This is a genomic window from Aquirufa nivalisilvae (assembly GCF_004307455.1).
GTDB classification, from domain to species: Bacteria; Bacteroidota; Bacteroidia; order Cytophagales; family Spirosomataceae; genus Aquirufa; species Aquirufa nivalisilvae.
The window spans coordinates 411,421-434,444 of the sequence record NZ_SEWX01000005.1 but is presented as its reverse complement, the minus strand read 5'-3'; the positions used below and the strand labels follow the sequence as shown (position 1 = coordinate 434,444).

Genomic DNA, 23,024 nt, shown 5'->3' with positions numbered 1-23,024 from the left:
AAAACAATTCAAAAGTAAATTACTATTTTTACAATTCTTATTTTTTTTCAATGGATATATTAAAAAGTAGCAGGTTAGAGCATTTGAAGTATGAAATTCGTGGACCTGTATATGATAAGGCGCTGGCTCTTCAGAATCAAGGTTATAAAATTACATCTTTAAATATAGGTAATCCTGCAGCATTTGGTTTTGAAACTCCAGATGAAATCGTTCACGATATCATTGTCAATATCCGAAATGCCCAAGGCTATACAGATTCTCGTGGCCTATTCGCAGCTAGAAAAGCTGTCATGCAGTATTATCAAAACAAAGGTGTCAAAAACATTTTGATTGAAGATATCTACATTGGAAACGGTGTCAGTGAATTAATTTCCCTTGTCATGATGGCTTTATTAAATCCAGATGATGAAGTTTTAATTCCTTCTCCTGATTATCCACTTTGGACTACTGTAGTAGGATTAGCAGGCGGAAGCTCCGTTCATTACGTTTGCGACGAATCAACGGATTGGCAACCCGATTTAGAGGATATGGAGGCCAAAATCACGGACAAATGCAGAGCCATTGTCATGATTAACCCTAACAACCCTACGGGTGCAGTTTATTCTAAAGAAACAGTAGAAAAAATTGTTCAACTAGCAGCTAAGCATAAGTTGATTCTATTTTCAGATGAGATTTATGATAAGATTTTGTACGATCAACATGAACATAATTCTGCTGCAGGTTTAAGCGATGAAATATTAATTGTTACCATGGGTGGTTTGTCTAAAAACTACCGTGCTGCAGGTTTTAGAGGAGGTTGGATGATTTTAACGGGTGCTAAGCATAAAGCTAAATCATATATCGAAGGTCTAAATTTCTTATTTAGTACAAGATTGTGTGCTAACGTTATTACTCAATTTGGTATTCAAACGGCATTAGGTGGCTATCAATCCATCAATGACTTAGTGGCGCCTGGTGGTAGGTTATATAAGCAAATGCAATTGGCTTATGAAAAACTCAATGCTATTGATGGCGTTAGCTGTGTAAAACCCAAAGGTGCTTTATACCTTTTTCCCAAAATTGATCTAGGTAAATTTACGTTTGAAGATGATGAGCATTTTGTCATGTCGCTATTGGAAGAACAAAAGATTCTTGTTGTAGCAGGTAGAGGTTTTAATTTCAAACAAAGAGATCATTTCAGAATAGTGTTTCTACCTCATGTAGAACAACTTTCATTAGCATTAGATAAAATTGCCCTGCATTTTGATAACTATAGAAGATGATTTTTAACCAATTTTCTCGCAAGCAAAAACTATTTATTTTCCTATTTGGAATATTTTTAACGAATGCTATTATTGCTGAGATTATTGGAGTTAAAATAGTCAGTATTGAAAAGTCCTTAGGTTTCTCTCCACTTGGATTATTAACCCCATGGGGAGAAACTTGGGATTTTAATCAAACTGCTGGTGCGCTCAATTGGCCTATTGTTTTTATCACCTCTGATATTATCAATGATTATTTTGGAAAAAAAGGTGTACGCTTTATATCATACACGACAGCCCTATTCATTGCCTATTCATTTTTAATAATCTATTGGGCAACCTTGTTAGTACCTGCTGATTTCTGGCTTCAAGTTAATAATTCCAATGGATTTGATATAAATCTTTCATTCGCAAGAATATTCCGTCAGGGCTTAGGAATTATTACAGGATCGTTAACGGCATTTTTGGTAAGTCAAATGTTAGATGCTGTTATTTTTGAAAAGATTAAATCCAGGACCGGCCAGAAACATATTTGGCTTAGAGCTACGGGATCCACACTCATTTCTCAATTGATTGATAGTATAGTGGTCATTGGTATAGCTTTTTATTTCTTTGGAAATTGGAGTTTGAGTCAATGGATGAATGTTTCCTTCAATAATTACTTATACAAGTTCATTATTGCCATTCTTTTCACTCCCGTACTGTACCTAGCTCACTATTTGATTGAATTGTATTTAAAATCAGAAAAAGATTAACTTTTTCTGAAATGGTCTAATATAATTCCAGTTGAAATAGCCACATTAAGGGATTCTGCTTCCCCAAATCTAGGGATGGTAATTCTTTGTTGAATAAGTTTACTTACCTCAGGCCTAATTCCGTGAGATTCGCTTCCCATGACAATAAACACCTTTTGTGGAAATTGATAATGGTGTAGATTTTCTCCAGCTAAATCTGCTCCGATAATTGAATGACTAGGATTTGATAGCAGGAAATCTTGTAAATCGACATACAAACATTCTACTCGTTTAAACGATCCCATGGTGGCTGAAATAACCTTAGGATTATAAAATTCTGTACTGTCCTGAGAACACACTATTTGCTTAATTCCATACCAATCACAAATTCGTATAATTGTTCCTAAATTACCTGGGTCTCTAACACCATCAAGGACTAACACAACGTCATCCAAAGGTGTAATTTCATTACTTGATTTACTGCGTACCACGGCTAAACCATACTGATTAATGGTTAAGGTACTTAGTTTAGTTATTTCGTCCTTTGACAAAAAATACGTAGGAACTGATGTGGCAGAAAATAGATGCTGAAAATCCACGTTTATTACTAAAAACTCAACTTCATAGCTTGAATCTAGAACTTCTTGAATACCCTTCTCTCCTTCTACCAAAAATAGTTCGTTCTCCAATCGTCCTTTTTTAGAATGTAGAGAATTAATTAACTTTATTTGTTTATTCGTTAGCATCAATTGAAATCTAGAAATATACTTATTGGTTTATTAATAACTCAGGCACTGTTTATCTCCTGTACTGGCTATCGCCAATTTAAATTGTCTGAATATAAAGTAGACCGAATTGACATTCAAGGCAATAAATTAATATCCAAAGAAGACCTTAGAACAAATATACCTGGTTTAAAGGAATCCTATGCAAGAATTTTTTCACCTAAAACGTATGGATACTTTGAAGCCAAAAGAAAGCTAAAAGATTCATTAGGGAAATCTGCTGCATTTATTCAATTTTTTAATACACCCAATCCTAGTTTAAATAAGGGCTATTTAGAAATTACGAAAGAGACCATTTATAAATATTATCGAAATAATGGATTTTTAAAAAATCGTGTTTTTTTAAAAATTGACACACTCCATAAATTAGAAAAATTAGTTAATGTTACATACCAAATTGAAGAAAATACGCTGAGTACTTTTTCCAAAAAGGACTCATTTTTAGTAGATAATCCCCAGTTAGGAAAAAAAATAGAATCCTATTATGCTAAAGAAAGCGTTATTTCTATTAATGATCGACTAAACCTAGATTTACTCAAAAAAGAGAAAGATAATATTAGCCATTATTTAAAGAATCAAGGATATTTTTACTTTTCAAATGAAGCAGTTGGATTAAAGCTCAATGATCTCCAAGATACTAGCTTATTTCATGTTGGGATAATATATAAAATTCCTGATTTTAAAGAGGTTAACACTAACCGATTATATGATCGATTATTTCGATTCGGTAAAGCAAGCTTTATTAATAATCAATACGCAGATTCAAGCAATATTGGGGTATTAAATACTTCGGCTTTATCTAAATTAATTACTTTTAAAGAAGGTGATCTTTATTCAGTAGATCAGTTAAATCAAAGCTTACAAAATATCTATGCTTCTGATCAATTTAAATCGGTAGCAATCAAGTTTGACACCTCCTCTACCCGTGTATTCCCCAAAGTTGAATTAGTTCCTAATGAAAAATTCAATTTCTCATCAGAATTAGGAGGAAGTATTTTTAGAGGTATTCCAGGACCTTTCCTTACTAATTCATTTAAAGTGAGAAGAGTATTTTCTAGTTTAGATTACTTAGATTTTTCAGCTCGAGTGGGATTTGAAGCTCAGGCAGGATTTATCAATACAGATCAAGCAAGAAAGAATTTAGAGGTTAATTTAAGTACCACATTAAACTTCCCTAGGTTATTCTTGCCTACTAATATAAGACAACAATTAGGACCGCTGTATGCTTCTCAAACACAAATCGGATTTGGATATGATTACATCAATCGTCCAGAATATTTAAGAACTAATTTCAAGATTTTTCAACGCTACCAATGGAGAAAATCACCCTTTAAAACATTCCAGTTTTCATTAGTAGACTTGAATATTTTAAATACTAATTATCCTGAAACGGCTACAGCTAGTGCTTTTAAGAACTATTTAGAAGAATTGCGATTACAAGGAAATAACCTTTACCGTAGCTTTAATCCAAGTTTTGTATCAAGCATTCATTTCACATATTCCTATCGTAGCTTTTTACCAAGCAATGAATTGCAAGCAGGAGAATCGTTTCAATTGGGCTTGGAATCAGGCGGAAGTACTTTAAATTTAATTGGATCCAAGAAAATTGCTTTCATTGAAAATATATTAGGAAGCAATCAAAACATTCAGTTTTATCGATTTTTACGTTTCAATTTCGATTATAGAAAATACAAAATGTTAGGCTTAAATAGGAAGTCTCAATTAGCATTTAAATTTATTGGAGGTTTAGCCTATGCCTATGGTGAAGAAAACGATTTTCAGCTGCCATATGAGAAGAATTTCTTCATAGGTGGCCCCAGTAGTTTACGGGCCTGGAAGCCTCGTCGATTGGGGCCAGGAGCATATAATGCTATCAGTAATTTGATTGAGCAGCCAGGAAGTATATTGTTAGAATCGTCTCTAGAATACCGATTTAGAATGTTTCAACTTTTTGGTACCATGAATGGAGCATTTTTCATTGATGCTGGTAACATTTGGACATTTGCTAATTCCAAAGGTGAGAAAGATGGTTATTTTGCTTTTGATCGTTTTTACAATCAAATAGCTGTTGGAACCGGATTTGGTTTACGTTGGGACTTCTCTTATTTCTTATTACGTCTAGATTTGGCAACTAAAGTAATTAATCCTGCCAAGCCTGAAAATGAAAAATGGGTTCTCTCCAAAACTTCATTCAGTAGTGGAGAAAACCCAATTGAATTTAATATAGGAATTGGTTATCCTTTTTAATCTATTTTCTAGAGATTGCTTTTATTGATTTTTCAACAATTGCAGCTGCATTCAAACCATATTTTTTCATCAAATCAGCAGGCTTGCCTGATTCACCAAAAGAATCATTCACACCCACAAATTCTTGAGGAGTTGGACGATTTTGAGATAAAAATTGAGCCACTGAATCACCCAAACCACCATTGATTTGATGTTCTTCAGCCGTTACCACACAACCAGTTTTACTAATTGATGCTAAGATTGCTGCTGTATCTAGGGGCTTAATTGTATGAATGTTTAATACATCCGCTTTTATCCCTTTCTCTTCTAATATTTCAGCCGCTTGAATAGCTTCCCATACCAAGTGTCCTGTCGCTAAAATGGTTACATCCGTTCCTTCTATCAGATGAATGGCCTTGCCAATTTCAAATTTTTGATTTTCTGGAGTAAAAACAGGCACTACTGGGCGACCAAAACGTAAATATACTGGTCCTTCGTATTCTGCAATGGCAATTGTAGCTGCTTTGGTTTGATTGTAATCACATGGATTAATAACGACCATACCTGGAAGCATCTTCATTAAACCAATGTCTTCTAAAATTTGGTGAGTTGCACCATCTTCTCCTAAAGTTAAACCAGCGTGTGAACAACAAATTTTAACGTTTTTACCAGAATATGCAACCGATTGGCGGATTTGATCATATACACGACCTGTTCCAAAATTAGCAAAAGTGGTAGCAAATGGAATATAACCTCCAATAGCTAAACCCGCTGAAATACCAATCATGTTAGCTTCAGCAATACCTGTTTGAAAAAATCTTTCTGGACTATTCTTAATGAAAGCTTCCAATTTTAAAGAGCCAATTAAATCAGCACATAAAGCCACAACCTTAGGATTGTTTTGACTCAAATATTCCATTCCAGCACCAAAGCCTGAACGAGTATCTTTTTTTGTTTCGTAAGTAAACTTCATTGTAATTAATTAATAGTCGCCTAAAGTTTCATTTAATTGTGCTAATGCATCAGCTAATTGCTGATCGTTGGGAGCAACTCCATGCCATTTATGACTACCCATCATAAAATCAACTCCCGCTCCCATTTCAGTCTTCATCAAAATCATGATAGGTGACCCTTGACCCAATAATGATTTGGCATGCGCTAAAGTAGCAACAACCTCTTCCATATTATTTCCATCCATGCGCAAAACGGTCCATCCAAAAGCCTTATACTTAGCTTCTAAATCACGATTACTCATGACCTTCTCTGTTGGTCCATCTATTTGTTGGCCGTTTTCATCAATAAATGCGATCAGATTATCCACTTGATGATGCGGTGCATACATAGCTGCTTCCCAAACTTGCCCTTCATTTTGTTCTCCATCTCCCATTAAACAATAAACAGTTGACGAATCTTTTGAAAGTTTCTTTGCTTGAGCAGTTCCAATGGCAACACTTAAACCTTGTCCTAAAGAACCTGAAGCAATACGAATTCCTTCTAAATGCTCATGAGGAGTAGGATGACCTTGTAAACGAGAATTTAATTGTCTGAAAGTGGCTAACTCTTTTACAGGAAAATATCCTCTTCTAGCCAATATACTGTACAATAAAGGGGAAATATGGCCATTGGAAAGATAAAAAATATCTTCGTTAGCTCCAGACATATTAAAAACTACATTTCCGTTGGCATCTTGAGCCAATTTCATGGAATTAAAATATAATCCAACTAATAAATCAGTACAACCTAACGAACCACCTGGGTGACCTGATTGACATGCATGTACCTGACGAAGAATATCTCTACGTACTTGGCTTGCTACATTTTTTAATTCTTGTGTTTGCATAAAAATAAATTAGTGGATCTGAGAACTGTGATTTTTAGTATCCACCTTGGCTATAATATCCGTAATAATTCCGTTTTCATCAATCAAAAACGTAGTTCTAGCAGTACCCATGTACGATTTTCCATACATAGATTTCTCAACCCAAACGCCATATTTATTGACCAATTCGTGTTCAGTATCAGCTAAAAGAGAGAAATTTAATTGATATTTTTTCTTAAACTTGGTATGTGCAGCATTCGAATCTACACTAACACCTATAACTCGATATCCTTTGGAAGTCAAGTAATCTAAATTTTCATTTAGGTTACATGCTTGAGCTGTACAGCCAGGAGTATCATCTTTAGGATAAAAGTATAGAACGACTTTTGTCCCTTTTAATGCAGCTAAATCAACCAAATTACCATCTGAATCAGTCATGCTAAATGCAGGAGCTAATTCACCTATTTGTAAACTCATATTAAGAGATGTTTAGATCAAATAATTTATCTTCATAAAGGAAACCACTTAACTTATCTCCTATTTTCACAGGACCAACTCCAGCAGGTGTACCAGTAAAGATGTAATCGCCCGTTTTTAGGGTAAAGTATTGAGAAATATCTGCTATTAACTCGCTGATGTTCCAAATCATCAGATTGCTTTCACCTGATTGAACAGTCTTTCCATTAATATCTAATCGAAAAGGAATGGATTGCTCCAACTCTCCTTCATTTAATGGTCTCACAGAAGAAACAAAAGCTGAACCATTGAAAGCTTTAGATTTTTCCCATGGTAAGCCTTTTTCTTTGAGCTTAGCTTGTAAATCTCGCGCAGTAAAGTCAATACCCAAACCTATCCCGTCGATGTATTTATAGGCAAATTTTGACTCAATATTCTTACCCACTTTTGAAATACGAAATACTAATTCGATTTCATGGTGAACATCTTGTGAAAAACTCGGATAGTAAAAATCCGAGTTTTGATCTAATAATGCCGTGTCTGGTTTTAAAAAAATTACTGGATCCTTGGGTTTTTCATTCGATAACTCCTTAATATGATCCACATAATTTCTTCCTACACAAATAATTTTCATGTGTGAAAAATTATTTTAAAACTTCAGAAACTAATTTTGCTGCATCTTTTAATAATACGGCTGAAAACACTTTCAAACCAGAATTATTAATAATAGCCGCTCCTTCTTCTGCATTGGTACCTTGTAAACGTACAATGATAGGAACATTAATTTCACCAATATTCTTATAAGCTTCTACAACTCCATTTGCTACTCGATCGCAACGAACAATACCACCAAAGATGTTAATCAAAATGGCCTTTACGTTTGGATCTTGTAAGATAATACGGAAACCAGCTTCTACCGTTTTAGCATTTGCTCCACCCCCAACATCAAGGAAGTTAGCGGGTTCACCGCCTGACAATTTAATGATATCCATCGTTGCCATGGCTAAACCAGCTCCGTTCACCATACATCCTACATTACCATCTAATTTAACGTAGTTCAAATCGTTTTCAGATGCTTCTACTTCTAAAGGATCCTCTTCCGATATATCACGCAATACCGCTAAATCTTTATGACGATACAATGCATTATCATCTAAATTTACTTTAGCATCAACTGCTAAAATCTTATCATCTGATGTCTTTAATACTGGATTGATTTCAAACATGGATGAATCAGTCTCCACATATGCCTTGTATAAAGATTGAATGAACTTCACCATTTCCTTTAAAGCTTGGCCACTTAAGCCTAACATAAAGGCAATTTTACGAGCCTGGAAATCTTGTAATCCAACACGTGGGTCAATCCATTCTTTAATGATTTTCTCAGGACTGTGCTCTGCTACTTCTTCAATGTCCATTCCACCTTCAGTAGATGCCATGATTACATTACAAGCACGACCACGATCTAATAAAATCGATAAATAGTATTCTTTCGGTTCTGAATCGCCAGGATAATAAACATCCTCACTAATTAAAACTTTATTAACCTTTTTACCTTCAGGTCCAGTTTGGTGGGTAATTAATTGCATTCCCAAAATTTGAGAAACGCGCTCATTAACCTCGTCCATGTTCTTAGCAAGCTTAACTCCACCACCTTTTCCACGTCCACCCGCATGAATCTGAGCTTTCACCACAAACCAGCCAGTGCCTGTCTGTGCTTTTAAAGCTTCAGCTGCTGAAGTAGCATCTTCCAACTTGTCAACAACAATACCCTCTTGAATCCTTACCCCGTAACTTTTTAAAATTTCTTTTGCTTGGTATTCGTGAATATTCATTTATCAAAATTTTTATTTCGTGAAATTACTATTTATTTGCCAAACTTTTAAAATCTTATTGTATCAATCGTATTTTCTAAAAAAAAGACAAAAAAATGTTAGAATTAAAAAATATTTCCAAATCCTATGGGACTCAATTAATTCTGGACAACATATCATTTACTATCAATAACAATGAATTAATTTCTATTTTAGGACCTTCCGGTTCAGGAAAAAGTACCTTACTTCAAATCATTGGTTTACTTACAAACTACCATTCAGGTGAAATCTACTTGGATGGTGTCGCATATTCTAGTTTGAATGAACAGGAACAAAGTTTTTTCAGAAACAATAAAATGGGCTTTGTTTTCCAATTCCATCATTTATTGGGGGAATTCACTTGTGAAGAAAACATTAAATTTCCGCTCTACATTCGAGGTGGAAAGTTGACTCAAGAAGATGATGAATTCTATGACAAAATAGTTCAGAAGTTGGGGATTACTCAGATTCTGAAAAAATTCCCAGGCCAAATATCAGGTGGAGAACAACAACGAGTAGCTGTAGCTCGAGCTTTAATTAATCGTCCAAGCATACTTCTGGCAGATGAACCGACGGGTAATCTAGACAAAAACAATGCAGAGAATCTATACAATTTGTTTTTAGAATTAAAGCAAGATTGGAATCAACGAATCATCATGGTCACTCACAATGAGGCTCTCACTCATCAATCTGACCAAGTAATTATTTTAAATTCTGGCAAGATTCAATAGTCATTGTCTGACAAAATGTCATAAATTTGTGAATTAATTCAATTTTTAATTCATGCAAGATTTAAAAGTACTCTCACCAGAGGAGATAAAAGGATTGGATGAACCAAGAATTTCGCCCAGCCAGAATCAAACAGATTATTCGAAAAAAATTTATTTAGAAAGCTATGGCTGTCAAATGAATTTTGCAGATTCCGAAGTGGTGACTTCCATTTTAATGGAACAAGGTTATTCTACTACATCTAATATTTACGAAGCTGATACTATTCTACTAAATACTTGTGCCATTCGAGAGAATGCAGAGCAGAAAATACGTCATCGTTTACAAAGTTTCAAACCTATCAAAGCGAAAAATCCGCATGTTACAGTAGGTATTTTGGGGTGTATGGCTGAGCGCCTAAAGACCCAATTATTGGAAGAGGAAAAAATAGTTGATTTAGTAGCTGGACCAGATGCCTACCGTGATTTACCTCGATTATTGGAGGAAATTGAAGATGGGAACAAAGCTGTCAATGTATTCCTTTCTCGTGAAGAAACATATGGTAATATTGAACCTGTACGACTTCATACCAATGGTGTAACAGCCTTGGTCAGCATTATGCGAGGATGCAATAATATGTGTTCCTTTTGTGTAGTGCCCTATACAAGAGGTCGCGAAAGATCCAGGGATTTAGATTCTATTTTGAAAGAATGTACTAATCTATTTCAATCAGGCTATCGAGAGGTTACCCTGTTGGGTCAAAATGTGGATTCCTATCATTGGCAAAATCCTACAACGAATGAAAAGGTTAATTTTGCTCATTTACTGAAAAAAGTAGCACAATTGACTCCAGAGCTACGAGTTAGATTTTCGACTTCACATCCAAAAGATATTACTGACGAAGTACTGTATACGATGGCAGCCTATGATAATATTTGTAAGAATATTCATCTTCCAGCTCAGAGTGGAAACAATCGGATTTTAGATTTAATGAATCGTACTTATACGCGTGAATGGTATTTAGAACGCATTCAGTCGATAAGAAATATTCTAGGTGAATCTTGTGGCATCTCACATGACTTAATTGCTGGATTTTGCTCTGAAACCGAAGAAGAGCACCAAGATTCCTTAAGTTTATTAGAAGAGGTAAAGTATGATTTTGGTTATATGTTTTCGTATTCAGAGAGGCCAGGTACGCCTGCTGAAAAGAAATTAGTCGATGATATTCCTGAAGAAATCAAAAAAAGAAGACTCCAAGAAATCATTGATTCTCAAAGAATTCATTCTGCCTACAGAAATCAACTAATGATTGGTACAGTTCAACGTGTGTTAGTGGAAGGTGATTCTAAGAAATCTTCAGCCCATCATTTTGGAAGAACAGATAACAATAAGGTGGTAGTTTTCCCAAAAATGGAGGAAATGAAAGGGAAATTTGTTGATGTGAAAATTACTCATTGTACTTCAGGAACTTTATTAGGTGAATTAATCAATTGATATGGAATCAAGTCATCTGAATGCCATTAAGGCCCGTTTTGGCATTATTGGAAACTCTTCTGCCCTATTGCGTGCTATTTCGGTGGCAGAGCAAGTTGCACCGACTGATATGACCGTGCTAATAACTGGAGAAAGTGGATCAGGGAAAGAGTCTTTTTCCAAAATTATTCACTCCTTATCCAAAAGAAAACATGGTCAATTTATCGCAGTTAACTGTGGGGCCATTCCAGAAGGAACCATTGACTCGGAGTTATTTGGTCATGAAAAGGGATCATTTACAGGAGCTATAGAAGCCCGTAAAGGGTATTTTGAAGTAACTGACGGAGGAACCATTTTCTTGGATGAAATAGCTGAAATGCCTCTTGGAACACAAGCTCGCCTGTTGCGTGTGTTAGAAAATGGGGAATTTTATCGAGTAGGATCTTCCAAAGTTCAGAAGACCAATACACGTGTTGTAGCAGCGACCAACGTAAATCTTCAGGATGCTATATCTACGGGTAAATTCAGAGAAGATTTATACTATCGACTATGTACAGTGCCCATTTATGTTCCTCCATTGAGAGAACGTGGGGATGATATTGAATTGCTTTTTAGAAAATTTACTACAGATTTTTCTGAACTTCATCGAGTTAAGCCAATTATGCTAACTCGTGAAGCCAAGGATTTGCTTCAAAAACAACGATTCCCAGGAAATATTCGCCAGTTGAAAAACTTAGCTGAGCAAATATCTGTGTTAGAAATGGGAGATCGAATTGTAGACGACAATAAGTTGCAATACTATTTGGAATTTAATGAGCCCAAAATTAATTCATCTGTCATCAAAGGTGACTTTTTCACAAGTCCAGATGGTTTAAATGAACGCGAAATCCTTTATAAAATCTTATTTGATCTAAAAAGGGATGTCACAGAGTTGAAAAAGATATTATTGAAAGTGATAGAATCAGGTAATACGAATGCCTATGATATTATTTCAAATAATATGTCCATTTTTGAAGATATTAAACCCGAGTTTTCTGATTTACAAAAGAATTTAGCGCTTCCTTCTACTCCAAGTGCTGTGGAAGTAAGTACTAATCCAATTGAAATTCATCCAATTGGAAATTCACAGATAGAAGAAGATATTAATTTTGAAGATGTAAGTGCTCAAGTTCAAGATGTCACTTTGTCTTTGGAAAAGCAGGAAAAAGAAATTATCATCCGGGCTTTAAAGAAAAATAGAAATAAACGTAAATATGCCGCCAAGGATTTAGGGATTTCGGAAAGAACCTTATATCGAAAAATTAAACAATATGATTTGGAAGATATTGCCTAGATTGGCTGTTGTTATTTGCCTAATAAGCTTATTTAGTGGGTGCTATAGTTTCAAGGGAGCTAGCTTATCCCCTGAATTAAAGACCATACAAATCAGTAATATTCGTATGGAAACGGCCGGTGGCCCTGCTAATCTAAGTTTGGATGTCAATGAACGATTAAAAGAGTATTTTCAAAGAAATACCTCGCTGAAATTGACAACTCAAGCTCCTGATTTACTTCTTGAAGGAACTATAGTAGGTTATGAATTAAGCCCTCAAGCACCTACCTCGGATGATAAGGCAGGATTAAACAGACTTACATTACGTATTCAGTTTAGATTGACCAATCGCTTAGATGAAAATAAAAACTTTGATCAAGAGTTTTCTTTTTATCAGGATTTCCCTCAAAATCAAACGCTGAATCAAGTAGAAAAAGCATTGATTCCTAAATTATTGGATCAAATAATCTTAGATTTATTCAACAAAATTGCTGGAGATTGGTAATACATGGATAATAAAGCTCAAGATTTGTGGTTTCTGCTCAATAAAATAGATCGAAGTAATTTGAGTCTGCAACATTCTTTTGATGCTGACAAAGAAGCTTACCCTTATTTCTATCTGTTATTTTGGAATGAAAAATTCAATCCTAATCTCCAAAAGAAGGTAGCTTTAATGTCTTCTTCACGAAAACATTATTTTGAATCCATATTCGACATAGAAGAAAATGCTATTGCTTATGTAGACGTTGAAAGTTTTAAGGCATCGATTCCTGATGTTAAAGAACAATTACAAGTCATTGATGATTTTTTACAAAACTTACCTAGTATTGCCCGCCCAAAAAAGAATCTGTCAGAGGATGATTCTGATGTTTTAGACTTGGCGGAGCTGAAAAATGCAACTCCTGTGTCCGAAACTTTTGCTAAAATTCTTGAAAGACAAGAGAAATATGAAAGAGCTATCGAGATGTATGAAAAATTAAGTTTGATTAAACCTGAAAAAAGCCTTTACTTTGCGTCTCGAATTTCCGAATTGAAACATAAATTAATTTAAATAAACGATGTTCACCGTATTAATTTCTCTTATTGTTCTTTTTTCTGCACTTTTAATCGTCTTGATTTTGGTTCAAAATCCTAAAGGTGGTGGTATAAGTGGAGAGTTCTCATCTGCTGGAGCAACCCAAATGTTTGGTGTTCAAAAGACAGGTGATTTAGTGGAACAATTAACTTGGGGCTTTTCGATAAGCATTTTGGTATTAGTTTTATTAACTAATTTCACCATTTCTTCTGGTACAACAGATGCCACACAGTCTGTTAACGTAGAAAAAGCGGCAGGCAAAACATTACCAGCTGCCCCTGCTCCTAGCCCAGCTGCTCCAGCGAAATAAGTAGACTGACAATAATTGTCGATATACTGACAATTTTACAGCTTATATTTTTTGGCACACATCATGCTGATAAATGGAAAGTCCTTAGATGATAAGGACTTTTTATATGTTAATAACTTAAAATCTATATTATTATGTCAAAATTAAGTATCAAGCCCTTAGCAGATCGGGTTGTTGTTGAGCCTGCTCAAGCTGAAGAAAAAACTGCTTTTGGTATCATTATTCCTGATACTGCTAAAGAGAAACCACAAAAAGGAACGATTGTTGCCGTTGGTAATGGCAAAAAAGATGAGCCTATCACTGTTAATGTAGGTGATTCGGTATTGTATGGTAAATATTCTGGAACTGAGATTACAATCGACGGTAAAGATTATTTAATCATGCGTGAATCTGACATTTTTGCAGTTTTATAGTTTTCATACTTTAAAATATTTCAACCAGTAAAATTTATTTAACAAAATGGCAAAAGAACTATATTTTGACACCGAGGCGAGAGAAAAAATGAAAAGAGGGGTTGATACCCTTGCGAACGCCGTAAAAGTAACATTAGGACCTAAAGGACGTAATGTAATTATTGATAAAAAATTCGGATCACCTTCTATTACAAAAGATGGTGTGTCTGTTGCAAAAGAAATTGAATTAGAAGACGCCGTGGAAAACATGGGTGCACAATTAGTAAAGGAAGTAGCTTCTAAAACTGCTGATCAGGCTGGTGATGGTACTACTACTGCTACTGTATTAGCTCAATCAATCTACACAATTGGTTCTAAAAACGTGGCTGCTGGTGCTAATCCAATGGATTTAAAGCGTGGTATTGAGAAGGCTGTAGAAGCTATCGTTGGCAACTTAAGAACTCAATCTCGTCCTATCACTACTTCTACTGAAATTGCTCAAGTAGCAACTATTTCAGCAAACAATGATGTTGAAATCGGTCAAATGATTTCTTCAGCCATGGAAAAAGTAGGTCGCGAAGGTGTTATCACGGTTGAAGAAGCTCGTGGTACAGAAACAGAAGTTAAAACGGTAGAAGGTATGCAATTTGATCGTGGATATTTATCTGCGTATTTTGTTACTAATACTGACAAAATGGAAGTGGAATTAGAAAAGCCATTCATTTTGATTTCTGAGAAGAAAGTGTCTTCTATGAAAGAATTACTTCCAGTATTGGAAGCAGTAGCTCAAACTGGCCGTCCATTGTTGATTATCTCAGAAGATGTTGATGGTGAGGCTTTAGCTACCTTAGTTGTTAATAAAATCCGCGGTGCTCTGAAAGTAGCAGCTGTTAAAGCTCCTGGTTTCGGTGATCGTAGAAAAGCAATGTTAGAAGATATCGCTATCTTAACAGGTGGTACAGTTATCGCAGAGGAAAGAGGATTCAAATTAGAAAATGCTACTTTAGAATATCTAGGACAAGCAGAGAAAGTAATCATTGACAAAGACAACACAACAGTTGTTAATGGAAATGGTTCTAAAGACGATATCGAGAATCGTGTAAACCAAATCAAAGCGCAAATTGAAAACACGACTTCAGATTATGATCGTGAGAAGTTGCAAGAGCGTTTAGCAAAACTTTCAGGTGGTGTAGCTATTCTTTACATTGGTGCTGCTACAGAAGTTGAAATGAAAGAAAAGAAAGACCGTGTAGATGATGCTTTGCACGCTACTAGAGCTGCTGTAGAAGAAGGTATCGTTGCAGGTGGTGGAGTTGCGTTAATTCGTGCTATCAGTGCCTTAGATACGTTGACAGGTGAAAACGAAGACCAAAATACAGGTATCAATATCATTCGTCAAGCAGTAGAATCTCCATTACGTACAATCGTTTCTAACGCAGGTGGTGAAGGATCTGTAGTTATTAATGCTGTTAAAGCAGGAAAAGATGACTTCGGTTACAATGCACGTGAAGACAAATACGAAAATATGATTGCAGCAGGTATTATTGACCCAACTAAAGTAACTCGTTTAGCTTTAGAAAATGCGGCATCTATTGCAGGATTGTTATTAACTACAGAATGTGTCATTGCTGATAAACCAGCAGCTGAACCTGCACATGGTCACGGACCTGGTGGCGGCGGAATGGGCGGCATGATGTAATTTAATTAGATTTTTTAGTGAAAACTCCTCATCTTTGGGGAGTTTTTTTTATTACCCAAACTATGAAAAGAATTGCCATTGACATGGATGATGTCCTAGCTGACACTTCCTTAAAAATCATTGATCAAGTAAACCTTCGACTTAATAAAAACTACAATCATGCTGATTTGTTGGAAAGCGATGCCTTGAAATTAGCCTTTTATCAAGATTATCAATCCGACAACCAATTTCTATGGGAACCAGGATTTTTCTTAGATATTGCCGTTAAAGAAGATGCCGTGGAGGTTGTCAAACAATTACAGGAAAAATACGAAGTATTCATTGTATCTGCAGCTACCGAATTTCCTGAATCTATGAAAGAAAAGTTGACTTGGTTAGAAGAGCATTTTCCTTTTATAGGTTGGCAGCATACCGTATTCTGTGGACACAAACATATGATTCAAGCCGATTTCTTGATTGATGATCACGAAAAAAACTTAGTCAGCTTTACAGGAAAACCTATACTCTATTCAGCCTTGCATAACCTTCATATACACGATTACGAACGTGTGAGCACTTGGAAGGAAGTAAGTCAATTATTTTTATAGTTTACGTTATCTATGCCTCAAGCTAGACTCGCTATAAGCGTTTTATTTTTATTGTGTGGATTGAATTTCGCTTCTTGGGCAACCCGAATTCCAGATTTCAAAGAATTCTTATCCTTGTCTGATGCTGAATTAGGTAGTATTCTAATGGGATTACCCATAGGATCCATGGTATCCCTCCCCCTGGCAGGTTGGTTAATAGCTCGGTATAATTCTAAAATCATTTGTCTACTAGCTATTGTACTATATATCTTAATCTTACCTGCTTTAACATTTATATCCAGTTCATTATTTCTATTTGTAGGTCTATTTTCTTTTGGAATGGCCGGCGATATATTGAACATTTCAATGAACACACAAGTTGTAAGTCTCGAAAAGCTTACAAATAAAAAAACCATGTCATCTTTTCATGCCATATTTTCCATTGGCTTGATGTTAGGCTCTTTATTGGGTGGTTATTTAGTCAAATTGGACGTTACATTAAATCAGCATTTTTATATGATTGCTTTATGTAACTTAATTTCGATCATCGGGGTTTACAGGTATTTACTCATTGATTCTAAAAATGAGGAGCAAGAGAATAACATGGTAGAACCGAAATTTAAGTTGAACAATTATTTATTGATTCTCTCTTTTGTTGCTTTTTGTGGTATGCTTTGTGAAGGCGCCATGGCAGATTGGATCAGTCTATATTTCAAATTGTTACCCAATTTAGATGGATATCCATTCACAATTGGTTTTTCCTCCTTTGCATTTTCTATGGTGATTGGGCGCTTAATTGGTGATTGGGCAGCTAAGCATCTATCTATTCGTAACATTCTTATGATGAATGGATTGCTAATAGCACTAGGTATGAGTATAACGGTCTTTTTCACACAAGTACCCCTATTAATATTAGGATGCTTCATCACTGGTTTAGGCATTTCCACCATAGTTCCTATGATATATTCTCAAGCTGGAAATACCAAAGATACATCACCTGCCATGGCTATAGCTGCCGTATCAACCATTGCCTATGTTGGCTTTATGCTGGGACCGGTAGTCATCGGTTTTCTATCGGAATACTATGGCTTAAAACAGGCCTTAATCCTTCTTATTATCTTAGGACTATTAGCTAGCGGTATTAGTAAGTTTGCATTAAATAAAGAATAGCTTGGCTATCAATTGAATAATTTATATATTTAATTATCTTTATTTAATACATCTTTCAATTTATCATTGGCATGAACAAACACGTCATATTCTGGTCTATTACAGTTGGTTTAGGAGGAATGTTATTTGGCTTAGATGTAGCCGTTATATCTGGAGCAGAATTAGCTATTCAAAAACTATGGCACTTAGATAGTTGGACTCACGGCTTAGCCGTAGCCACAGCCCTTTATGGAACAGTAGTGGGAGCCGCATTAGGAGGAATACCAGCAGATCGATTTGGTCGGAAGCAAACCCTATTATGGATAGGTATCAGTTTCTTTGTTTCTTCATTAGGTGCTGCGTTAGCAACTGATGTAAACTTATTTATGCTATTTCGATTTTTAGGAGGTTTGGGTATTGGGGCTTCGTCAGTAGTTGCACCAATTTATATTTCTGAAATTGCTCCTCCTGAGCACCGAGGCAAATTGGTTATTTCATTCCAATTGAATGTCGTTTTTGGTATTTTGTTAGCATATATCTCTAATTATTTATTACAAGGCGGCGATGACGATTGGCGTTATATGTTAGGAATGGTAGCTCTACCAAGCTTACTATTTTCCATCTTAATTCTCTTTACTCCTGAAACACCCCAATTTTTACTATTAAAACGAAATGATCAAGCAGGAGCTTTAAAAGTCTTAACCTTAGCTGATTCAGATCCAGAAGGAACATTAAAACGAATTTTAGATAATGCTAAGGCACAGGTAAAAAAGGAGCACCTGTTTTCGAAAAAGTTTTTTACCCCTTTACTCCTCTCCTTTCTCTTTGCCTTTTTCAATCAAATGTCAGGCATTAATGCCATCATCTATTACGCCCCGCGTATTTATGAATTAACAGGCATTGGTAAAGAAAGTGCCTTGTTATCTACAGCTGGAATTGGAGTAGCTAATTTATTATTTACTTTATTAGGCTGGTATTTTATTGACAAAATAGGTAGGAGAATTCTGATGTATATTGGATCAGTAGGTTATATCATTTCTTTGGGACTTATCGCTTTCTCTTTTTATCAAGAATCCTATGCATTAGTACCTATCTATATTTTCCTATTTATAGCATCGCATGCAATCGGTCAAGGTTCAGTCATTTGGGTATTTATATCTGAAATCTTCCCAAATTCTGTACGAGCTTCCGGGATGGCCTGGGGTTCATTAACTCACTGGTTATTAGCTGCTCTAGTTGCTAATTTCTTTCCCATTTTGACAGAAAACTTTGGTGGAACATTCATCTTTAGCCTATTTGGAGTCATGATGGTTGGCCAATTCTTTTATGTCATGTTTTTAATGCCTGAGACGAAAGGGGCATCACTGGAGGATATTGAGAAACAGATAATCGTTCACTAAATTAAATGTGCATTTGAACTTATAGGTCCAAATGCACATTTAACCACCCTGCGTCAAATTTGACACCATATTTACTATAAAATTGAATAGCTGGTTCATTCCAATCGAGAACCTGCCACATCATACCAGTACATTGAGTTCGTTTAGCTTCTAAAACAGTTTCATCTAAAAGCATTTTACCTAAACCCAAAGAGCGAAACTCTTCCTTAATGTATAAATCTTCAAGGTATAACCTTTTGCCTTTCCAAGTTGAAAAACGAAAATACCACAAAGCAAATCCCGCTAATTTACCTTCAAAAAATATCAGGTTCGATGCAAAAATGGGATTCTCTTGAAAACCATTTTGAATAAAATCGTCGAAACTTGAACTAACTTCATCTGGGGCCTTTTCAAATAAGGCCAATTCCTTTACTAAGTAATATATGGCTGGAACATCGTCTATCCTCGCCTTTCTAATTTCTATTTGCTCCATGATTTGTAACTTCTCTTAATCGATATAGAACTTCTCGCATATCTTCAGGAAAATCTTGCTCAAAATATATTCTTTCGTTGGCTTTAGGATGATCGAAACCCAAAGAAAAAGCATGTAAAGCTTGCCTAGGACAAAGCTTCATTAAATTAGCCGCAAAGGTTTTAAAATTAGCAATAGAACTCATATAGCGAATTTTATCACCACCATACGCAGCATCTGATAATAATGGGTGCCCAATGGAAGCAGCATGGGCTCTAATTTGGTGGGTACGACCAGTTTCTAAATTAAAGCGAACTAAAGAACAAAAAACAAAAGACTCCATCACTTCATAGTGCGTAATGGCCAACTTTCCATGTTCCGCTTCTTCAGGAAACATCATCATTACTTTCCTGTCGCGAGGACTACGATCTATTTTTCCACGAAGAGTGGCTTTACTTTCTTTGGGCACACCCCAACAAATAGCATAATAAGTTCGATCAATCGTATGATCAAAAAACTGTCTAGCTAAGTGATTTAAAGAAAACTCTGATTTAGCGACAACTAAAATACCCGAAGTATCTTTATCAATTCGATGCACTAAACCAGGACGAATATCTCCTTTGCCCGGCAAATGTTGACAATGATACAGTAATGCATTTACCAAAGTTCCTTCCCAATTTCCATGAGCAGGATGCACCACCATACCAGAAGGTTTATTTACTAAAATAAGCTCTTCATCTTCGTAGATGATATCCAAAGGGATATTTTCTGCTACTATATCTTTATCTCTAGGTGGATGGGAAAAAGATACTACAATCTCGTCGAAAGGCTTAACCTTATAATTCGACTTAATATTAAGGCCATTTACTTTGACTGAACCAGCCTCAATTCCAGATTGAATTTTAGAACGAGTAGCATTGGAAATTTTTAGAAGTAGATATTTATCTATTCTAAGTAATTGTTGACCTTTGTCCACCGTGAAATTGAAATGTTCAAACAAATCATCTTCACTCTCAATGGGATCTATTTCATTATCTATGGACATATCTGCTTTTGAAAAAAACTATTTACATATACCATCACCGATCATTGAATTGTTCGATCCTCTTTGGAATGAACAAAACATAAGGATATTTTTCAAGCGAGATGATTTGATTCACCCCACCGTTTCTGGCAATAAGTGGCGCAAATTAAAGGAATATATCCGTATCGCCCAAGATAATCCTAAAAAGGGAATTATAAGTTTCGGTGGAGCTTATTCCAATCATTTATATGCCTTAGCCTATGTGGGTCAAATGTTACCAATATGTTGTATAGGAGTAATAAGAGGAGAAGAATTAGATTCAGAAAGTAATCCCTATTTGAGTCAAATGAAAGCCATGGGAATGGAATTACGCTTTATTGACCGTGAAAATTACCGCAGAAAAAATATTCCAGATCAATTTGACTTAGATGATTATTGGATAATTCCTGAAGGAGGATATTCTAGCCACGGAATAGATGGAATGAAAGCTTTGGTAGACGAAATTCAACAATTTCTAGCGCCCGATTTTCTTATTAGCGCTGTCGGAACAGGAACTACTATACTTGGTTTAGCCAAATATTCGAACGTCAACACCCTTGGTGTACTTTGCTTGAATAATGAAAAGGAGATTGAAGAACATCAACATGAACTTCGATTGGATCTGCCCAAACTTCACTTAACAAAAGATTATATATTTGGTAAGTATGCTTCTAGACCCACGGAACTCATTGAATTCTGCGAAACATTTGAAAATAAGCACAATATTCCCATCGAACCTACCTATACAGGTAAAATGATGTATGGAGTATATGATTTACTCAAAAAAAAGTACTTCCCGGAAGGAAGTACTTTGGTATGTATACACACGGGTGGTATTAAATAGTTTATCCTACTGATCCTTCGAGCGATATCGCCAATAATTTTTGCGCTTCAACTGCAAACTCCATGGGTAATTGATTTAATACCTCTTTGGCATAACCATTGACAATTAAAGCAATGGCAGTTTCTGTCGATAACCCCCTTTGGTTGCAATAAAAGATTTGATCTTCTCCAATTTTAGATGTCGTAGCTTCATGTTCTACAGATGCCGTATTGTTTTTAACCTCTAAATAAGGGAATGTATGTGCTCCGCAGCGATCACCTAAAAGTAATGAATCACATTGTGAATAATTTTTAGCTGAATCAGCTCGCTTAGCTACTTGAACTAAGCCACGATATGAATTTTGAGAAACACCAGCTGAAATACCTTTTGAAACAATTCGTGATTTAGAGTGCTTCCCTAAGTGAATCATTTTGGTACCTGTATCAGCTTGTTGGTGATTATTAGTTACTGCTACTGAGTAAAATTCTCCAATAGAATAATCTCCCTTTAAGATAACTGAGGGGTATTTCCAGGTTACAGCAGAACCTGTTTCTACTTGAGTCCATGATAATTTGGAATGGGCACCATCGCAAATACCACGTTTTGTTACAAAGTTATAAATACCACCTTTTCCTTCTTTGTCCCCTGGGTACCAGTTTTGAACGGTAGAATATTTCACCTCAGCTCCGGCATGTACAAATATTTCTACAACTGCCGCATGCAATTGATTTTCATCACGCATGGGTGCCGTACATCCTTCAAGATAACTAACATATGAATCTTCATCTGCCACAATCAAGGTACGCTCAAATTGACCAGTACCTGATGCATTAATACGGAAATAGGTAGAAAGCTCCATTGGGCAACGAACACCCTTGGGAATATAACAGAAAGATCCATCGGAAAATACAGCCGCATTTAGTGCCGCAAAGTAATTGTCTTTGACAGGAACTACACTTCCTAAATATTTCTTGATAAGATCTGGATGTTCTCGTACAGCTTCTGAAATAGAACAGAAAATAATACCTTTTTCAGCTAAGGTTTCTTTAAATGTAGTGGCCACTGATACAGAATCAATCACTGCATCTACGGCAACATTGGATAAACGTTTTTGCTCATCTAATGATATCCCTAATTTTTCGAAAGTTCTACGAAGTTCTGGATCAATCTCATCCAAAGAATTCAATTGCTTTTTAGGCTTAGGGGCTGAGTAATATTTAAGCGCCTGATAATCCGTAGGCTTATAAGACACATTTGCCCAAGTTGGCTCTTGCAATGTTTTCCAATAACGAAATGCCGCTAATCGCCACTCATACATCCATTCAGGTTCATTCTTTTTATCAGAAATGAAACGAATGGTGCTTTCATCTAAACCGATAGGAGCCTCATCAGTATCAAAATGAGATTCAAATCCGTATTTATAATCGGAACTAGTTACTTCCTGTAAAATATCATCTACCTTTTCTGCCATGACCTTTGTTTCTATAGA

General features: G+C 35.6%; 24 protein-coding genes. 15 read left to right on the top strand and 9 right to left on the bottom strand.

The features are described from left to right. Nucleotides 1-50 precede the first annotated feature (50 nt). Complete coding sequence (locus EWU22_RS08740) at nucleotides 51-1,262, top strand: pyridoxal phosphate-dependent aminotransferase (RefSeq protein ID WP_130925233.1); 1,212 nt, start codon at nucleotides 51-53, stop codon at nucleotides 1,260-1,262. Beyond that, entirely contained in the window at nucleotides 1,259-1,996 is a 738-nt protein-coding gene (locus EWU22_RS08735) for a queuosine precursor transporter (protein ID WP_109322953.1), read from the top strand. The genes EWU22_RS08740 and EWU22_RS08735 overlap by 4 nt, the downstream gene beginning before the upstream one ends. Here the strand turns inward: EWU22_RS08735 and EWU22_RS08730 are convergent. Further along, nucleotides 1,993-2,721, bottom strand: a complete 729-nt coding sequence (locus tag EWU22_RS08730; RefSeq protein ID WP_130925232.1) for a TrmH family RNA methyltransferase — start codon at nucleotides 2,719-2,721, stop codon at nucleotides 1,993-1,995. The two genes, EWU22_RS08735 and EWU22_RS08730, sit on opposite strands and share 4 nt — an antisense overlap. Nucleotides 2,722-2,724: 3 nt before the next feature. Between EWU22_RS08730 and tamL the strand changes: the two genes are divergently transcribed. Further along, complete coding sequence (gene tamL, locus EWU22_RS08725; RefSeq protein WP_130925231.1) at nucleotides 2,725-5,007, top strand: translocation and assembly module lipoprotein TamL; 2,283 nt, start codon at nucleotides 2,725-2,727, stop codon at nucleotides 5,005-5,007. A 1-nt stretch (nucleotide 5,008) separates the two neighbouring features. Here tamL and EWU22_RS08720 read toward each other — a convergent pair whose 3' ends face one another. Genes EWU22_RS08720 through sucC form a run of 5 tightly spaced genes read right to left on the bottom strand, consistent with a single transcriptional unit; the run spans nucleotide 5,009 to nucleotide 9,096 of the window. Beyond that, on the bottom strand, nucleotides 5,009-5,959 hold the full coding sequence (locus EWU22_RS08720; RefSeq protein ID WP_130925230.1) for a transketolase family protein: 951 nt from the start codon (nucleotides 5,957-5,959) through the stop codon (nucleotides 5,009-5,011). Between the two features lie 9 nt (nucleotides 5,960-5,968). Next, nucleotides 5,969-6,826, bottom strand: a complete 858-nt coding sequence (locus EWU22_RS08715) for a transketolase (RefSeq protein WP_109322949.1) — start codon at nucleotides 6,824-6,826, stop codon at nucleotides 5,969-5,971. 9 nt (nucleotides 6,827-6,835) lie between these two features. Then, nucleotides 6,836-7,282 (bottom strand): thioredoxin-dependent thiol peroxidase, encoded by a 447-nt coding sequence (bcp, locus tag EWU22_RS08710; protein ID WP_130925229.1) that lies wholly within the window; start codon nucleotides 7,280-7,282, stop codon nucleotides 6,836-6,838. 1 nt (nucleotide 7,283) lies between these two features. Beyond that, nucleotides 7,284-7,895: a fumarylacetoacetate hydrolase family protein gene (locus tag EWU22_RS08705; RefSeq protein WP_130925228.1), complete on the bottom strand. Its 612-nt coding sequence runs from the start codon at nucleotides 7,893-7,895 to the stop codon at nucleotides 7,284-7,286. Between the two features lie 10 nt (nucleotides 7,896-7,905). Then, on the bottom strand, nucleotides 7,906-9,096 hold the full coding sequence (gene sucC / locus EWU22_RS08700; protein ID WP_109322946.1) for an ADP-forming succinate--CoA ligase subunit beta: 1,191 nt from the start codon (nucleotides 9,094-9,096) through the stop codon (nucleotides 7,906-7,908). Between the two features lie 95 nt (nucleotides 9,097-9,191). Here sucC and EWU22_RS08695 point away from each other — a divergent pair, with 95 nt between their 5' ends. From EWU22_RS08695 to EWU22_RS08645, 11 genes are all read left to right on the top strand, one after another. Continuing rightward, nucleotides 9,192-9,845, top strand: coding sequence for an ABC transporter ATP-binding protein (locus tag EWU22_RS08695; protein ID WP_130925227.1), 654 nt, complete (start codon nucleotides 9,192-9,194; stop codon nucleotides 9,843-9,845). A gap of 52 nt (nucleotides 9,846-9,897) precedes the next feature. Further along, a complete protein-coding gene (miaB, locus tag EWU22_RS08690; RefSeq protein WP_130925226.1) occupies nucleotides 9,898-11,316 on the top strand; it encodes a tRNA (N6-isopentenyl adenosine(37)-C2)-methylthiotransferase MiaB in 1,419 nt (472 codons plus the stop codon). Between the two features lies 1 nt (nucleotide 11,317). Continuing rightward, the gene (locus tag EWU22_RS08685) at nucleotides 11,318-12,628 is read left to right on the top strand and encodes a sigma-54 interaction domain-containing protein (RefSeq protein ID WP_109322943.1); all 1,311 of its coding nucleotides are present in this window, start codon (nucleotides 11,318-11,320) and stop codon (nucleotides 12,626-12,628) included. After that, nucleotides 12,606-13,112, top strand: coding sequence for an LptE family protein (locus tag EWU22_RS08680; RefSeq protein WP_130925225.1), 507 nt, complete (start codon nucleotides 12,606-12,608; stop codon nucleotides 13,110-13,112). The genes EWU22_RS08685 and EWU22_RS08680 overlap by 23 nt, the downstream gene beginning before the upstream one ends. Before the next feature lie 3 nt (nucleotides 13,113-13,115). Continuing rightward, on the top strand, nucleotides 13,116-13,658 hold the full coding sequence (locus EWU22_RS08675; RefSeq protein ID WP_130925224.1) for a hypothetical protein: 543 nt from the start codon (nucleotides 13,116-13,118) through the stop codon (nucleotides 13,656-13,658). A gap of 7 nt (nucleotides 13,659-13,665) precedes the next feature. Next, a complete protein-coding gene (gene secG, locus EWU22_RS08670; RefSeq protein ID WP_109322940.1) occupies nucleotides 13,666-13,992 on the top strand; it encodes a preprotein translocase subunit SecG in 327 nt (108 codons plus the stop codon). Between the two features lie 134 nt (nucleotides 13,993-14,126). Next, entirely contained in the window at nucleotides 14,127-14,405 is a 279-nt protein-coding gene (locus EWU22_RS08665) for a co-chaperone GroES (RefSeq protein WP_109322939.1), read from the top strand. Between the two features lie 46 nt (nucleotides 14,406-14,451). Further along, nucleotides 14,452-16,083 carry a chaperonin GroEL gene (gene groL, locus EWU22_RS08660; protein WP_109322938.1) on the top strand — a complete coding sequence of 544 codons (1,632 nt, stop codon included), beginning with the start codon at nucleotides 14,452-14,454 and terminating at the stop codon, nucleotides 16,081-16,083. Nucleotides 16,084-16,145: 62 nt separating this feature from the next. Next, the gene (locus tag EWU22_RS08655; protein ID WP_130925223.1) at nucleotides 16,146-16,670 is read left to right on the top strand and encodes a 5' nucleotidase, NT5C type; all 525 of its coding nucleotides are present in this window, start codon (nucleotides 16,146-16,148) and stop codon (nucleotides 16,668-16,670) included. Nucleotides 16,671-16,682: 12 nt separating this feature from the next. Next, the gene (locus EWU22_RS08650; protein ID WP_130925222.1) at nucleotides 16,683-17,819 is read left to right on the top strand and encodes an MFS transporter; all 1,137 of its coding nucleotides are present in this window, start codon (nucleotides 16,683-16,685) and stop codon (nucleotides 17,817-17,819) included. Nucleotides 17,820-17,884: 65 nt separating this feature from the next. After that, nucleotides 17,885-19,198: a sugar porter family MFS transporter gene (locus tag EWU22_RS08645; RefSeq protein WP_130925221.1), complete on the top strand. Its 1,314-nt coding sequence runs from the start codon at nucleotides 17,885-17,887 to the stop codon at nucleotides 19,196-19,198. Nucleotides 19,199-19,217: 19 nt separating this feature from the next. Here EWU22_RS08645 and EWU22_RS08640 read toward each other — a convergent pair whose 3' ends face one another. Together EWU22_RS08640 and EWU22_RS08635 are read right to left on the bottom strand one after the other, a co-directional pair. Continuing rightward, nucleotides 19,218-19,670 carry a GNAT family N-acetyltransferase gene (locus tag EWU22_RS08640; RefSeq protein ID WP_130925220.1) on the bottom strand — a complete coding sequence of 151 codons (453 nt, stop codon included), beginning with the start codon at nucleotides 19,668-19,670 and terminating at the stop codon, nucleotides 19,218-19,220. Beyond that, complete coding sequence (locus EWU22_RS08635) at nucleotides 19,651-20,694, bottom strand: RluA family pseudouridine synthase (protein ID WP_130925219.1); 1,044 nt, start codon at nucleotides 20,692-20,694, stop codon at nucleotides 19,651-19,653. The genes EWU22_RS08640 and EWU22_RS08635 overlap by 20 nt, the downstream gene beginning before the upstream one ends. Here EWU22_RS08635 and EWU22_RS08630 point away from each other — a divergent pair. Continuing rightward, nucleotides 20,687-21,556 (top strand): 1-aminocyclopropane-1-carboxylate deaminase/D-cysteine desulfhydrase, encoded by an 870-nt coding sequence (locus EWU22_RS08630; RefSeq protein ID WP_161566820.1) that lies wholly within the window; start codon nucleotides 20,687-20,689, stop codon nucleotides 21,554-21,556. The genes EWU22_RS08635 and EWU22_RS08630 overlap by 8 nt on opposite strands. Before the next feature lies 1 nt (nucleotide 21,557). Here the strand turns inward: EWU22_RS08630 and sufB are convergent, their stop codons facing one another. After that, nucleotides 21,558-23,006, bottom strand: coding sequence for a Fe-S cluster assembly protein SufB (sufB, locus tag EWU22_RS08625; protein ID WP_130925217.1), 1,449 nt, complete (start codon nucleotides 23,004-23,006; stop codon nucleotides 21,558-21,560). Nucleotides 23,007-23,024 lie beyond the last annotated feature (18 nt).

Coding starts and splice junctions, on each gene's coding strand:
- EWU22_RS08740 (WP_130925233.1), top strand. CDS start 51: ATGGATATATTAAAAAGTAGCAGGTTAGAGCATTTGAAGTATGAAATT.
- EWU22_RS08735 (WP_109322953.1), top strand. CDS start 1,259: ATGATTTTTAACCAATTTTCTCGCAAGCAAAAACTATTTATTTTCCTA.
- EWU22_RS08730 (WP_130925232.1), bottom strand. CDS start 2,721: ATGCTAACGAATAAACAAATAAAGTTAATTAATTCTCTACATTCTAAA.
- EWU22_RS08720 (WP_130925230.1), bottom strand. CDS start 5,959: ATGAAGTTTACTTACGAAACAAAAAAAGATACTCGTTCAGGCTTTGGT.
- EWU22_RS08715 (WP_109322949.1), bottom strand. CDS start 6,826: ATGCAAACACAAGAATTAAAAAATGTAGCAAGCCAAGTACGTAGAGAT.
- bcp (WP_130925229.1), bottom strand. CDS start 7,282: ATGAGTTTACAAATAGGTGAATTAGCTCCTGCATTTAGCATGACTGAT.
- EWU22_RS08705 (WP_130925228.1), bottom strand. CDS start 7,895: ATGAAAATTATTTGTGTAGGAAGAAATTATGTGGATCATATTAAGGAG.
- sucC (WP_109322946.1), bottom strand. CDS start 9,096: ATGAATATTCACGAATACCAAGCAAAAGAAATTTTAAAAAGTTACGGG.
- EWU22_RS08695 (WP_130925227.1), top strand. CDS start 9,192: ATGTTAGAATTAAAAAATATTTCCAAATCCTATGGGACTCAATTAATT.
- miaB (WP_130925226.1), top strand. CDS start 9,898: ATGCAAGATTTAAAAGTACTCTCACCAGAGGAGATAAAAGGATTGGAT.
- EWU22_RS08685 (WP_109322943.1), top strand. CDS start 11,318: ATGGAATCAAGTCATCTGAATGCCATTAAGGCCCGTTTTGGCATTATT.
- EWU22_RS08680 (WP_130925225.1), top strand. CDS start 12,606: ATGATTTGGAAGATATTGCCTAGATTGGCTGTTGTTATTTGCCTAATA.
- EWU22_RS08675 (WP_130925224.1), top strand. CDS start 13,116: ATGGATAATAAAGCTCAAGATTTGTGGTTTCTGCTCAATAAAATAGAT.
- secG (WP_109322940.1), top strand. CDS start 13,666: ATGTTCACCGTATTAATTTCTCTTATTGTTCTTTTTTCTGCACTTTTA.
- EWU22_RS08665 (WP_109322939.1), top strand. CDS start 14,127: ATGTCAAAATTAAGTATCAAGCCCTTAGCAGATCGGGTTGTTGTTGAG.
- groL (WP_109322938.1), top strand. CDS start 14,452: ATGGCAAAAGAACTATATTTTGACACCGAGGCGAGAGAAAAAATGAAA.
- EWU22_RS08655 (WP_130925223.1), top strand. CDS start 16,146: ATGAAAAGAATTGCCATTGACATGGATGATGTCCTAGCTGACACTTCC.
- EWU22_RS08650 (WP_130925222.1), top strand. CDS start 16,683: ATGCCTCAAGCTAGACTCGCTATAAGCGTTTTATTTTTATTGTGTGGA.
- EWU22_RS08640 (WP_130925220.1), bottom strand. CDS start 19,670: ATGGAGCAAATAGAAATTAGAAAGGCGAGGATAGACGATGTTCCAGCC.
- EWU22_RS08630 (WP_161566820.1), top strand. CDS start 20,687: ATGGACATATCTGCTTTTGAAAAAAACTATTTACATATACCATCACCG.
- EWU22_RS08635 (WP_130925219.1), bottom strand. CDS start 20,694: ATGTCCATAGATAATGAAATAGATCCCATTGAGAGTGAAGATGATTTG.
- sufB (WP_130925217.1), bottom strand. CDS start 23,006: ATGGCAGAAAAGGTAGATGATATTTTACAGGAAGTAACTAGTTCCGAT.